This window comes from Streptomyces echinoruber (genome assembly GCF_014651135.1).
GTDB classification, from domain to species: domain Bacteria; phylum Actinomycetota; class Actinomycetes; order Streptomycetales; family Streptomycetaceae; genus Streptomyces; species Streptomyces echinoruber.
Map to the genome: position 1 here is coordinate 114526 of NZ_BMWH01000008.1, position 12021 is coordinate 126546.

Here is a 12021-nt window from a genome sequence, read left to right on the forward strand (position 1 = left end):
CGCGCGCGAAGGAGAGGACCTCCGGTGAGCAGCTCCGTGCATCCCCTGCGGACCGGACCCGCCGGTACGCCCCCGGACAAGCTCGCGTTCACGACGCCGTCGGGCCGGCGCCGTGTCAGCCCTGCCCGCTTCGGCCAGGAGTCCCGCCGCGACCGGGCGCTGCCCCAGCTCATCCGCAACTGCCTGCTGGACGACGAAGGACAGCAGTGCGTACAGGTACGGCTGACCGCCGCCGACGCGGCCCACCCGGCGGCACGCGCCCTGCTGGACACCGAGGCCGGCATCGCCGTGCGGCTGCACCGGGCGCTGGAGGACACCGAGTACGCGGCGCTGTTCCCGCGGATCGTCGGTTACGAGCTGGACGCGGCCGAGCCGTTCCTGCTGTACGCCGCACCGCGCGGCATGCCCGCCGCACGGACCCATGTGATGGCCGCCAGCGACCAGCAGCGCTTCACCCGGGACCTGATGCTGGCCCTGTGCCTGCTGGCCGAGCAGGGCCTGGTGCCGCGCGGGGTGTCGCCGTACACCGTGCTCTGGGACGGCGCCCGGGCACAACTGTGGGGACTGGAGGCGGTGACCCGGGCGGGACAGCGACGCGGCCCCTGGGGGCGGCCGCCGTTCTGCTCGCCCGAACAACGCCGGGGCGAGGGCTTCGCGGACGCGCGGGACGCGGTGTGGAGCGCGGCCCAGGTACTGTACCGGCTGGTGACCGGGCGGCTCGGACCCGCCGACGGCCCGCCCGCGGACCTCGCCGAACACCGGGTGCTCGACCGGACGCTGCGGCAGGCCTTCGCCCCGCGGGCAGCCGACCGGCCCACGCCCGCCGAGGTGCTCGACCTCGTGGCGCCCGGCGCCGCCCGCCGCGTCCGGCTCGCCCTGCCCGCCGACGAGGGACGCGGGGACCGGGAGGCCTTCGAGAAAGCACTGCGGCTCAAGCGGAAGGCACCGGTCGCCCGTGCGCGGGACGACTCCGGGGCGGTGGACGGGCGAGGCAACCGCGAGGTGCTCTGCCCTTACTGCCTGGAGACCATCCAGCTCGACGTGACGAAGCTGTTCGTCCCCGACAGCAGGATGCAGTACCGGCCGTTGGACGTCTCCCGCAGGAACAACCCGCTGGTCCAGCCCGACGTCATGCGCGGCGCCGTCCAGAAGTGCACGGCGGATCCGGAATTCCCCGAGCACTTCATCCCGGTGCCCTACCTGACGTACGGCCGTCCGCTGACCGTCGCGATGGTCGGCCAGTCCTCGACCGGCAAGAGCCATCTGCTGACCCAGATGATCGGGGCCATCACCGACGGCGGCCTGGAACCCTTCGGCCTGAAGTGGCAGTCCGTCAATCCCGAACAGCACGCGCGTTTTGTACGGGAACGGCTGCAGCCCCTGCGCAACGGCAAGGTCCTGGACCACACGCCGGGACTCGACCTGGACGACTTCGCCCGCTTCGTGGAGGCGCTGCTGATCACCGACGCGCGCGGGCACGTGCACCCGGTCGCCTTCTTCGACCTGGGCGGTGAGGACCTCGTGCGGACGGACGCGAGGCTGCGGTTCCTGCTCGGCGTCGACGCCCTGATCTTCGTCGTCGACCCGGCACTGGCCCTGCCGCTGCCGCAGCTGGACCACGTCCGGGAACGCTGGGGCGTGGAGGTCAACCGGGAGGGGGACCTGGCCTTCGGCACCGTCCTGGACCGGCTGCCGAGGAGCGGCCCCTATCTCGAGGTACCGGCCGCGATCGTGCTCGGCAAGGCCGACCTGCTCCGGTTCCAGCCGCCCGTCGACCGGTGGCTGAGCCGCCCGCCGGCGACCGTCCTCGACCCCGCGCTGACCCTGGAGGAGAGCCGGGACGTGTACGGGCTGCTGCGCCGGCACGCGGGCCGCGCGTGGCTGCGGCCGTTCGATGTGATCCGCCGGTGCACCCTGCACATCGCGTCCGCGACCGGCGGACAGGAGGTCCACGGCCGGTATCCGGCGGGGGCCGGGCCCCGGCGGGTGCTGGAGCCACTGCTGGTGCTGCTGGCGCTGCACGGGCTGATCGAGGTGCCAGGCCGCGCCGAGGCACTGGCCGTGGGAGAGGAACCCGGGAGCGAGGCGGTGCGGTGGCAGGAGACGGACGACGGGTCGACGGGACCCGAGGGAGGGGAAGGTCAGTGAGCGGCTTCCAGGACCGGGACGCGGTCCACCAGGTCGTCTTCCGCTGGAACGGCAACCAGGACCGCCAGGGCACCGGCATGAAGGCCGTCGCCCATTCCTGCTCGGCCGAGCGCGCCGACGAACTGGGCAAGGAACTCGGCTCGTTGCTGTGGCTGCGCGGTACGGCGGCACGGCCGAGCGTGGTGCGCACCCTGTCCCGCGACGGCGAGGTCCTGCTCGTGCAGCGCTGGCCCACCACGGACCCCGGCGGCCGGCCGAGCACGGTCAGCCACGTCCTCGTCGGTGACCCCGTCGCCCTGAAGACACGCCAGTGCCTCGGCCTTGCGTGGGGGCGCGGCTGGTGCAGACAGGAGAAGGCCGAGCAGGCGTCCGGGCCGCAACCCGTCGTCGACTGCGCGGAACTCGACGCGATCGCACGCAGGCGGCTGCCGCGCATGGCGGAACGGCTGCCCACCGTCCGGCACGCACTCGTCCTGGCCACCGCGGAGCTGCTCCGTGATCCGGCGCGGCGGGTGTCGCTGCTGCTGGAGGAGGAAACCCCGCGCGGCTGGCCGGACCGGGCCGCTGTGCCGCTGGTCTACTTCGGGCTGTTCCTGATCTTCGGGGACTGGCTGCCGGGGCCGTGGACGTTTGCGACGTACGACGCGGTGGACACCCATCCGCTGCGGCTGATGTCCGTCCCGCGCTGGGAGCCGGACACCGGCGGGTTCGGTCCGCTCGCCCGCATCGAGGCCCGGCAGCGGGCCCAGTACGGGTTCGAGCACACGGCGGCGGCCCAGCTGGTGAAGCTGCTCCCCAAGCATCCGGAGGCGGAGTCCGGCGTGCCGCAGCTGGTGGAGGACCTGGCCGACGGCGTGGCCCTCGACTGGGAGCGGCGGCGGGCCAGGCTCGGGGACATCCTCGGCATCGACGGCCCCCCTTCTGGGCGCCCCCCGGCAGCACTCGTACCCCGCCCGGCGCAAGGGGACCCGACGGCTCGGCGGGACAGGGCCGGGGGAAGCGATGCGGGTACGGGCCGCTCCCCGACGGGGTTCATGGGGCCGGACCCGGGCCGGGGCGCGGGGTCGGACGTGGAGCGGGATTCGGGTCCGGACTTGGAGCGGGGTGCGGGTCGGGACTTGGAGCAGGGCGCGGGCCGGGACCTGGCGTGGGGAGGGGAGCAGGGCGCGGGCCGGGACCTGGCGTGGAGAGGGGAGCAGGGCCCGGGCCGGGACCTTGTGCCGGACCGGGAGCGGAATTTCCCTCGGGACCCGGTCCGGGATCGGGAGTTCGAGCCGGTACCGGCACCGGTCCCGGACCGGGACTTCGGCTTCGGGCGGGGCTTCGGGTGGGACGGGGGCCAGGAGTCCGAGCGGGGCTTGGGCGGTGGTGTGGGCCGCGGACCCGGGCGAGACCCGGAGCGGGACGTGGGGCGGGACGTGGGGCGGGACATCGAGCATGAGGGATCCGTCCACGCGCCCGGTGGGCCGGTGGGGGCCGCTCCCGGCGTCGGCTCCGCCGCGGCCGGCCCGAGCATGCCGGCCGTCCGGGAGGCACATCCCCTCCACCAGGAGCTGTGCGGCCTCCGGCCCGCGGACGGCACGCAGCGCGGTCGCCTGAGGGAAGAACTCAGCCGGCAGCCCGACGCGTTCCTCCTCGGCGAAGTGCGGTCCTCTGCACTGCCGCCGCACTCCCTCGGTTTGGTACTGGAGGAACTCGGCAAGCCGCATCGGCTCCAGGTACGTGATGAGAAGACGCGACGTGCGCTGTGCGAGGAGGTGCTCAAGCAGGGCTTGTGTTTTCCGCCGCGGAAACCGGCCGGGTCGGACTTCGCGGAGGCCGAGCAGGCGGCCAGGGTCTTTCACTGGGCGGTTGCACCACTGGCCCGGGACAAACACTACGGGCACCTTCTCCAGGAAGGGTTCCGCCTCTTGCGCGGGGACACCCGCGTCACCACGGCCAACTGGCGCGAGCGGACGCTCCTCAGACCACCGGACGGCCGGGTTCCCGACCTGCCGCCGGAGTTGTGGAGCCAGATCCTGCGGGACGAGATGGCGATGCGGACCGGTACACCCCCCGCGCAGCCGCAGCCGCACCAGTACTCGGAGGTGCGCCCTCGTTCGCGGCCGTACCCTGCGCCTCACACGACGCTGACGCCTCCGGCTCCCGAGCCACCACCACCTCAGCCTTCCACGGCCGGTGGGAGGCTGCACGCTCCTGTGAGCCGGCTCGCCGACCTGATGACGGATCCGGGCTGCGTAATCGGCACCGGCCTGTTCGTGATCGTCGCCGTGCTCGTCGTGATCCTGCTGATGCTCGTGTGAGGCCCGGCCCCCGGACGAACAGGTCCACCTTCCGCACCCACCCTCCGGATGCCGGACCGTATGCGTGCGTCCGGATCGACGCACTCACACGGAAGGTTCGCGAAGACGGCCGCATCGTCAGCGTTCACGCACTGACCACGCTCGGCATCGACGCCGACGGGCACCGCGAGGCGGACCCGGCCGTGGCGGTCGGGGCGATCAGCAGATGCAAGGCCGAGGAGGGAATACCGCATCGTGCCGCCTGCCGGGCTCCGGGAGTGCCGGAGTCGTGGTACTGCACGTGGCGCGACCGGCCGCCGATCAGGCGGGAGATGCGCTGGCAGCACCCGGCAGCGGTGATCGATCTGTTCTCCCGTCGGCTGCTCGGCCACGCGGCGGGCGCCCGGCACGACGCCGAGTTTGTGGCGGCCTCGCGCAACGCCGAGCTCGTGGCAGCCTCACGCAACACGGCCGCGGCCACTTGGGGCAGCGAGGCCGCGGCGTGATCACGCACACCGGCAGGGGCGGCGAATATTGCTATTGCGCCCGGAAGTTCAAGCGGGCCTGCCGCAGGCTGGGCGTCGTGCAGCCGGTGAGCAGAGCCGGATCTTGCTTTGACAACGCCGTGAGCGAGGCGTTCGACAGCGCGCTCAGGGCCGAATACGTCCACCGGCACACCTTCCGCACCCCCACCGGGGCCCGCATCAAGATCGCCACCTGGATCACCGGCTTCTGCAACACCAGGCGGCTGCACAGCGTGTGCGGCTTCAAGAGCCCGATCGACTGCGAACGCGAGTACCGAGCCATCCTCACCAAGGGACTGGCCGCATGGATCGTCTCCACGCTTCGAGGGGATTGACACTGCCGCCTCACCTCTTGGGTGAGGACTCAGTCCGCGAAGGACAGCACCAGGATCAGCAGCGGATCCTCCGCTACGCGGAGTCGGAGCCACCTGAGCGGAACCAGAACCTGCGCTGCCGGGGAGAGTTCGCCGTGCTCTGTGCCGTGGAGGGCTTGCTCATCCGGCCGGAGTGGGGGCGTTCGAGCACGGCGGTCCGCACGGCCGGCCGGCCTTGAGCGCGCCACCGGCCGAAAAGCCGGCTGGTGGACGTGGGCCTGCGCTGTGCTGTGCGGGCGGCGAGCAGTTCGGCGGCGGCGGCAGGCATGCCTTCGTCCCGGAGGATGTCGGCGAGGCCGGTGACCTCCCAGGCGGGTGCCTGCCGTGCGACGTGGCGGAGCAGTGCGTTCAGGTGATGGTCGCGTCCGGCTGTGATGAGGGCGCGTGCCAGGTCCGGCACGACGTCTTCGAGGGGCCGGTGTGCGGTGTGGTGGGTGAGAAGTACGGGGATGTCGTCGGGCTGGTCCCAAGCGTGCAGAAGTGCGGTGACCAGCGGCTGGGCGTCCCCACGGGTGAGGGGCAGCCGTACGGTGAACCGGGCGCCCGCCTGGTCTTCCCGGCCGGGGGCGAGGGTGAGGGTGCCGTGGTGGAGTGTGGTGATGCGGCGGGCGATGGCCAGGCCGAGGCCGGTGCCCCCGGCGTCTCGTGTACGGGCGTCGTCGAGCCGACTGAAGCGTTCGAAGATCTTCTCCTGGTGTTCGGGCGGGATGGACGGGCCGTCGTTGGCCACGTCGAGTACGGCTTGCCGGTGTTCGTGGTCCAGGGCGAGCGTGACGGTGATCGTGGTGGCCGCGTGGCGTTCGGCGTTGTCGAGGAGGTTGGCCAGGACGCGGGCGAGCAGGCCTCGGTGGCCGGTCACGGTTGCGGATTCGTCCGGTGCGGTGACGGTGAGACTCAGGTGTTCGGGCACGTCACGGCCGGAGACGATGTCGCGGATCAGGGCGGGCAGGTCGACTTGCCGGGTCGGGAGGGTTTTCTTGTGTGCGGCTTGGGCGTCAAGGCGGGCCAGGAGCAGCAAGTTCGTGGTGATGTCCTGGAGATGAAGGGTGTCCTTCAGGGCGTCAAGGGCGGCGTCGGGCCAGTGGGCTGTCCCGGAGGGGGTGAGCGTGAGTTCGAGCTCGGCGCGCAAGCAGGCCAGTGGGGTGCGCAGTTCGTGGGCGACGTCGGAGGTGAACTGCCGTTGCCGGGCGTACGCCGCATCGATGCGGTCCAGGGCGCTGTTCATCGTCGCCACCAGTCGGGTGAACTCCCGGCCGCCGCGCGGAGCCGGTATGCGCTGGTCGAGGCGGCTCAGGCTCAGCGCGGCGAACTGCGTCCGGATCCCGTCCACCGGCTTCAGGGCGCGGCCGATGACCAGCCATGCCCCGCCGGCAGTGAGCAGGGTGAACACCAGGGTGCCGCCGGCCAGCCACCGCACAGCGGTGTTCAGCCGCTCCTGATCCGTCCATCCATCGGAAAGGTCGATGGGGCCCGGCCCTTCTGCCGGGATCAACCGCACGGGCGTTGCGTCGTCCGGGTCGGTCCACGGCCACAGGGACAGGCGTTCGCCGTGGATCAGAGGGACCGTGTCACGCGGAGCGGCGTCCCAATGACGGGAGATGGTCTTGCACGACCAGCCGGCGCGGCCACCGAGCACGCACTCCTCCGTGGACATGTCCTCCTTGCCGCCGTCACCGGCCTGCTCGAACGCCGAGACGAGTAGGGAGTTGCGCACCGCGACGGCCGAGGCAGAGGCGACCAGGGTCAGCAGGACGGCGGCGACAGCGGTCACGGCCAGTGTCAGCCGCAGCCGCACGCTGCCCGGGCGCGGGCCACGCCCGGTCCGCTCGGCCCGGCCAATCCTCAGCATGCCGTCTCCGGCGAGACTTCGAGCCGGTAGCCGGCCCCCCGGACGGTGCGGATGGACCGCCGCCCGAAGGGGGTGTCGATCTTGCGGCGCAGGACGCTGACGTAGACCTCCACCACGTTGACGTCTCCGTCGAACCGGTCGTCCCAGACGTGCTCCAGGATCTCCGTCTTCGTGACTGTTTGACCACCACGCCGCGCCAGGTACTCCAGGACCGAGAACTCCCGCGCCGTCAGGGCCACCGGCACCGTGCCGCGGCGGCACTGCCGGGCCGCGGGATCCACTTCCAGATCCCCGATGCGCAGCACGGCAGGGCGTTGCGGCTGCCCGCGCCGCATCAGCGCCCGCAGTCGGGCCAGGAGCGTCACGAACGAGAACGGCTTGGTCACATAGTCGTCCGCCCCGACATCCAAGCCTTCCGCCTCGTCGTACTCCCCATCCATCGCGGTCAGCATCAGCACCGGCGCCCAGATGCCCGCCTCACGCAACCGGCCGCACACGGCGTATCCGTTCAGGCCCGGCAGCATCACGTCCAGCACGATCGCGTCATACGGGTTCTCGCCCGCCCGCTCAAGTCCTGACGGGCCGTCGTGCACGACGTCCACCGCCCATCCCTCACCGACCAGGCCGCGCCGCAGCAGTTCCGCCATCCGCCGGTCGTCCTCAACCACCAGTACGCGCATGACTCCAGCATGAGACAGACCATCTGTGGCGAACCTGAAGAACCGTACAGCGCTTCGAAGTTGGCGCACGGGTCCGTTCAGGAACCTTCAGCTTCCCCACAGCCCCTTGCTGCCACAGTCGTCATATGGCACCGGCCGAACCAGCCACACGGGTGGAACAAGGGCCGGCGCTCCCGGAGCCGTTTTCCCGCGGCGACAGGAATCACGTGAAGACGCCAACTGCGTAGCACCAGCGATGACCACCGACACCGCGTGGCCTACCCGGCCCTGGCCGCCCCGGCCCATGAAGGGGCGCTCTTCGGCCAGAGGGGCAACGCCACGCACGTGACCAGCGGTCCAGCCGGCGGCCAGGTGGCCAGACCGGCTGCCCGTTCAATCCCCGGCCCGCCGGACCCGGTGGTGCAAAGCGGCCGGCACGACCTTCCCGGCATCAGCGGCAGACGGTGCGCCCTGCGCCTGGCCACGGCCGCGAGGTGCGCGGCGGCCCACCGTCCCAACCCAAACAGAGCAGGAGAAGCACTCATGAGTGAGAGCGAGCAGGTCCCCCCTTACCCGGCAGCCGGTGCCGGCGTCTTCGACGTCGACCCCGACCAGGCCGGCGTCAGCCAGGACCCGAACCACGAGGTCACCTCCGACATCGAGGCCCTCGACGACGACTGGGAGCTGTGACATGGGAACCGCCAAGGGCATGATCGCCGCCGCGCGCAAGCTGCTGGGCACCACCGAGCACCCGCCCGGCTCCAACCGCAACCTCGTCACCTCCTGGTACGGCTTCGCCGGCCCGTGGTGCGACATGTCCATCAGCTACGAGGCCGCCCACTCCGGCAACCTCGCCGCGGTCATGGGCAAGTTCGCCCTGACCACCGCCCACGCCCGCGCCTTCCAGAACCACGGCCGCTGGCACTACGGCCTGGGCGGCATCCGCGCCGGGGACGTCGTCTTCTTCGACTGGTCCGGCGGCCGCTCCATCAGCGGCATCGACCACGTCGGCCTGGTCGAGGCCGTCCACGCCAACGGCACGATCACCACCCTGGAGGGCAACACCTCCGACGCCTTCCGCCGCCGCCTGCGCAACGGGGCCTGCGTGGTGGGCTACGGCCGGCCCGCCTACGACGGCGCCGCCCCGCTGCCCTCCCACGACGGCATCCTGCGCAAGGGCTCCACCGGCAAGGCCGTCAAGGCGCTGCAGAAGAACCTCAACACCGTCCAGCACGCCGGCCTCACCGTCGACGGACAGTTCGGGCCCGCCACCGACCAGGCCCTGCGCGCCTTCCAGGCCCAGCACAAGCTGACCGTCGACGGCGAGTACGGGCCGCACACCGCCGCCGTGATGAAGGCCGCCCTCAAGGGCCACAGCGGCGTCATCAAGCCCAAGGCACTCCTTCCCGCTCCCGCCCTGCTGGAGGTCGACGGGCAGTTCGGGCCGGCCACCTGCGCCGCCCTCCAGCGCGCCCTGAACACCACAACCGGCGCCGGCCTGGACGTCGACGGCGCCTTCGGGCCCCTGACCGTCAAGGCCCTGCAGACCTATCTGAAGGTCACCGCCGACGGCATCACCGGACCCGACACCGTCACCGCCCTCAACAAGCACCTCGGCCTGACACCCCAGGACACCTGGGACACCCACACCACCACCCAACTCCAGAAGGCCCTCAACGCCGGCACCTTCTGACCCGTCCCGTGCCGGGCCCCGCGGGGGGCCCGGCACGGGCGGTCGAGGGAGCCCGGTTGACGTGAAGGACGCGGACAGCCAGGGAAATGAGGGGCCCCGGACGGATCAGAAGTACCGTTTCCATGACAGCGGGCCACGCCCCCGGTACACCGGCCCACGACCGCCACATCACCAGCAAGTACCATCCCACGCCGGCGATCCCACCCAGGCACGGACACCCCACCAGCGAGAACGCTCATCCCTGACGCACCCTCACTGACACCCCGCCACTGACACCGAACCGGCACATCACACGCTGCACCTGGCCCGCGGCGCGGACAGCGCCCCGCACCGGTCGGTGACCTGAGCCGGTTCTCGCCCCGCACCGGGGTGCAGGCAGTGAGCGAGTACGACGTCACCGGCGATGAGAGATCGCCCAGACCCCCGAGGTCGCCCAGGGGCAAACCCAGCACGCGCTCACCCACTCCGACGCCGTGCTCATCGCCCTCGGCGTCGGCGACAAACCCAGCACGCGCCTCACCCACCCGCTGCCGCTGCCGCACCGGGTGCCGTCCCGCCTGTCGACTGGCACGGCACCCGGTACGGGCGTACCGGGGCCGCACTCATATGGCACAACCGTCGTGCGAGCAGCGCGTGGCGCCGCGTCCTGCGGTGCCGCACGGGCGAGCATGCTCCGGCCCGGCCTTCTTCCCGCACCGAGGGGATGCGATGCCCGACCCCGCCGACCGCGCCCGCCCCGACAGCGCCGCGCCGAAACGGATCCCCCGGCACCGGCCGGCGGAGCAGTCCCTGTTCAGCGGCATCTACGGACTGGTGCTGGCCAGCGCCTTGGTGGCCGCACTGGACGCGACGGGTGAGAAGGCCGATCCCGGTTCGGACGCGCTCTGGGTGCTGCTCACGGCGCTGGCGTCGAGCGCCGCCCATGGGTACGCGCACGTCATCGCCCAGCGGGCGTCCGCCGATGGATCAGCCGCCATGAGCAGATGGCGATTGGCGCTCGCCGAGTGGCCACTGGTGGCCGCCGTGCTGCCCGCCTTCGGGATGCTCCTTGCCGCAGCAGCCGGGTGGTGGACAGAGGCCACGGCTGTGAACACGGCTCTGCTGTTCAACACTGCCGCCCTGTTCGGCTGGGGCACCTGGGCTGCCCGCGCGGCCGGGCACGGATGGCCGTCCTCCTGTCGCGCGGGGAGCTTGGACATGCTGATCGGCGTGGCGATCATCATCGCGAACGCACTGATCAAGTAGGCAGGTGGTCGGTGACCGGGATGACGAGCCGCCCCCCGGCACTCCTTGGGATACGGCTTGGGCATTGCTCCATCCTTCCAGCCCGCCTGACGGCGAGCCAGGTCAGATGTCACCCAACCCTGCAGCAGTCCCGCCTGTCGTTCCGGTGCGGCACACGCGCGTTGCAGTGCGGCACACTCGTTTCCACGGCTTCGGCTCTTCGATGGTCGGGATGGACAGGTTCTGCGGAGAGTCGGAGGGACTCTCCCCGGAGGCGCGGTTGCGGACCGCTGCCCGGTTGCGGGATGAGCTGGAACAGATGGTGAGGGGCGGCGGTCGATGCCTCGACGGCAGCTGCCGCTCGGCAGGGGCTGGGGCTGCGCCGGATCGGCCGGCTGGTGGGGCTGCCGCATGAGACGGTGCGTTCCCGCATCAACCGCGCAGCTCATGCGGAAGGTCATCGGTGACCGACTTCCAGCGCTTCCAGGCGATGGTCGTGGACGAGGGCGACACCGTCACGACGTTCGCGTTCGGCGAGCTGGACCTGAAGGGCAGTGCCGAGCTGCGTGAAGTCTTCGGCGGCTGTCTGACAAGGGGGCAACAGGGCCGTGGTGGATTTCTCGGGAGTGACCTTCTGTGACTGCTCGGGGCCGGGAGTGCTGCTGCAGGCCCGCGAGCAGGGCCCAGGCGATGGGTGCGGCCTTTGAACTGACTGGGGTGAGAACGCCACTGACTGGGGTGAGAACGCCGGTGGTGGCTCGCTTGCTCGAGGTGACGGGGACCGACGTTCTGTTCGGTCTGGGCCGTTCCGCTGGCATGACCCGACATCACGGGATCAAACGCGCATTCCGGGATGAGGCATCGGGAGAAAACGATCTCTCAAGACATCAGCCGCGCCGAACTCCTCAGAAAAATCGAAGCGTTGCGGAAGCGCGACGCGAAAATGAAGCCGGGGGCCGCGAAGGTGCAGCCCGCCGGCCGCCCCAAGCGGCCGACAGCGTCACACCGCGGCAAGCGGCCGGTTCCCCCGCCCCAGCCGTTCTACGGTGTGGAGATGAAGTTCATCAACGGCCGGTGGGTGCAGATGCACCCTGACTCCGAATAGTGGCTGCCCGTCATAGTGGCTGCCCGTCATGCCGGCCCGGTCCGAGGCACGGCCCGCGTTCGGGTGTCACGCGCGAACGTGAGCGTTTGAGACCAGCCATTCGTGCAGGTGACCTGTCGGGTTTGAGCCTGGAGAAGCCTGCCGCCTTGTGACGCTCCAGTAC

Annotated in this window: 11 protein-coding genes and 1 pseudogene; 10 read left to right on the plus strand and 2 right to left on the minus strand. The window is 71.3% G+C overall.

Features of this window, described 5'->3' with window-relative positions; genetic code table 11:
* The first annotated feature begins 24 nt into the window (after nt 1-24).
* The 5 genes and pseudogenes from IE225_RS13160 to IE225_RS13175 all read left to right on the plus strand — a co-directional run bounded on the left by IE225_RS13160 (nt 25) and on the right by IE225_RS13175 (nt 5289).
* Nucleotides 25-2148 (plus strand): protein kinase family protein, encoded by a 2124-nt coding sequence (locus tag IE225_RS13160; RefSeq protein ID WP_229879487.1) that lies wholly within the window; start codon nt 25-27, stop codon nt 2146-2148.
* Nucleotides 2145-4451, plus strand: a complete 2307-nt coding sequence (locus tag IE225_RS13165; RefSeq protein ID WP_190057649.1) for a hypothetical protein — start codon at nt 2145-2147, stop codon at nt 4449-4451. Before IE225_RS13160 ends, IE225_RS13165 begins: the two co-directional genes overlap by 4 nt.
* Before the next feature lie 29 nt (nt 4452-4480).
* Nucleotides 4481-4621, plus strand: a pseudogene (locus tag IE225_RS33095) (transposase); the annotation flags it as partial.
* 141 nt (nt 4622-4762) lie between these two features.
* The gene (locus IE225_RS33100; RefSeq protein WP_229879512.1) at nt 4763-4936 is read left to right on the plus strand and encodes a hypothetical protein; all 174 of its coding nucleotides are present in this window, start codon (nt 4763-4765) and stop codon (nt 4934-4936) included.
* Nucleotides 4933-5289: an integrase core domain-containing protein gene (locus IE225_RS13175; protein ID WP_190057651.1), complete on the plus strand. Its 357-nt coding sequence runs from the start codon at nt 4933-4935 to the stop codon at nt 5287-5289. Before IE225_RS33100 ends, IE225_RS13175 begins: the two co-directional genes overlap by 4 nt.
* Before the next feature lie 73 nt (nt 5290-5362).
* Here IE225_RS13175 and IE225_RS13180 read toward each other — a convergent pair whose 3' ends face one another.
* A complete protein-coding gene (locus IE225_RS13180) occupies nt 5363-7177 on the minus strand; it encodes a sensor histidine kinase (RefSeq protein WP_190057652.1) in 1815 nt (604 codons plus the stop codon).
* Complete coding sequence (locus tag IE225_RS13185) at nt 7171-7857, minus strand: response regulator transcription factor (protein ID WP_190057653.1); 687 nt, start codon at nt 7855-7857, stop codon at nt 7171-7173. Before IE225_RS13185 ends, IE225_RS13180 begins: the two co-directional genes overlap by 7 nt.
* A gap of 522 nt (nt 7858-8379) precedes the next feature.
* Here IE225_RS13185 and IE225_RS13190 point away from each other — a divergent pair.
* The 5 genes from IE225_RS13190 (at nt 8380) to IE225_RS13210 (ending at nt 11858) form a co-directional block, all read left to right on the plus strand.
* Nucleotides 8380-8526 (plus strand): hypothetical protein, encoded by a 147-nt coding sequence (locus IE225_RS13190; protein WP_190057654.1) that lies wholly within the window; start codon nt 8380-8382, stop codon nt 8524-8526.
* A gap of 1 nt (nt 8527) precedes the next feature.
* Nucleotides 8528-9529, plus strand: coding sequence for a peptidoglycan-binding protein (locus tag IE225_RS13195; protein ID WP_190057655.1), 1002 nt, complete (start codon nt 8528-8530; stop codon nt 9527-9529).
* 708 nt (nt 9530-10237) lie between these two features.
* A complete protein-coding gene (locus IE225_RS13200) occupies nt 10238-10774 on the plus strand; it encodes a hypothetical protein (RefSeq protein ID WP_190057656.1) in 537 nt (178 codons plus the stop codon).
* Nucleotides 10775-11216: 442 nt separating this feature from the next.
* Nucleotides 11217-11393 carry a hypothetical protein gene (locus IE225_RS13205; RefSeq protein ID WP_190057657.1) on the plus strand — a complete coding sequence of 59 codons (177 nt, stop codon included), beginning with the start codon at nt 11217-11219 and terminating at the stop codon, nt 11391-11393.
* A gap of 213 nt (nt 11394-11606) precedes the next feature.
* Nucleotides 11607-11858, plus strand: a complete 252-nt coding sequence (locus tag IE225_RS13210; RefSeq protein ID WP_190057658.1) for a hypothetical protein — start codon at nt 11607-11609, stop codon at nt 11856-11858.
* The last annotated feature ends 163 nt before the right edge of the window (nt 11859-12021 follow it).

Excerpts from the sequence above, each read along its gene's own strand:
- IE225_RS13185 (WP_190057653.1), bottom strand. The coding sequence starts at position 7,857 with ATGCGCGTACTGGTGGTTGAGGACGACCGGCGGATGGCGGAACTGCTG.
- IE225_RS13200 (WP_190057656.1), top strand. The coding sequence starts at position 10,238 with ATGCCCGACCCCGCCGACCGCGCCCGCCCCGACAGCGCCGCGCCGAAA.
- IE225_RS13190 (WP_190057654.1), top strand. The coding sequence starts at position 8,380 with ATGAGTGAGAGCGAGCAGGTCCCCCCTTACCCGGCAGCCGGTGCCGGC.
- IE225_RS33100 (WP_229879512.1), top strand. The coding sequence starts at position 4,763 with ATGCGCTGGCAGCACCCGGCAGCGGTGATCGATCTGTTCTCCCGTCGG.
- IE225_RS13180 (WP_190057652.1), bottom strand. The coding sequence starts at position 7,177 with ATGCTGAGGATTGGCCGGGCCGAGCGGACCGGGCGTGGCCCGCGCCCG.
- IE225_RS13210 (WP_190057658.1), top strand. The coding sequence starts at position 11,607 with ATGAGGCATCGGGAGAAAACGATCTCTCAAGACATCAGCCGCGCCGAA.
- IE225_RS13195 (WP_190057655.1), top strand. The coding sequence starts at position 8,528 with ATGGGAACCGCCAAGGGCATGATCGCCGCCGCGCGCAAGCTGCTGGGC.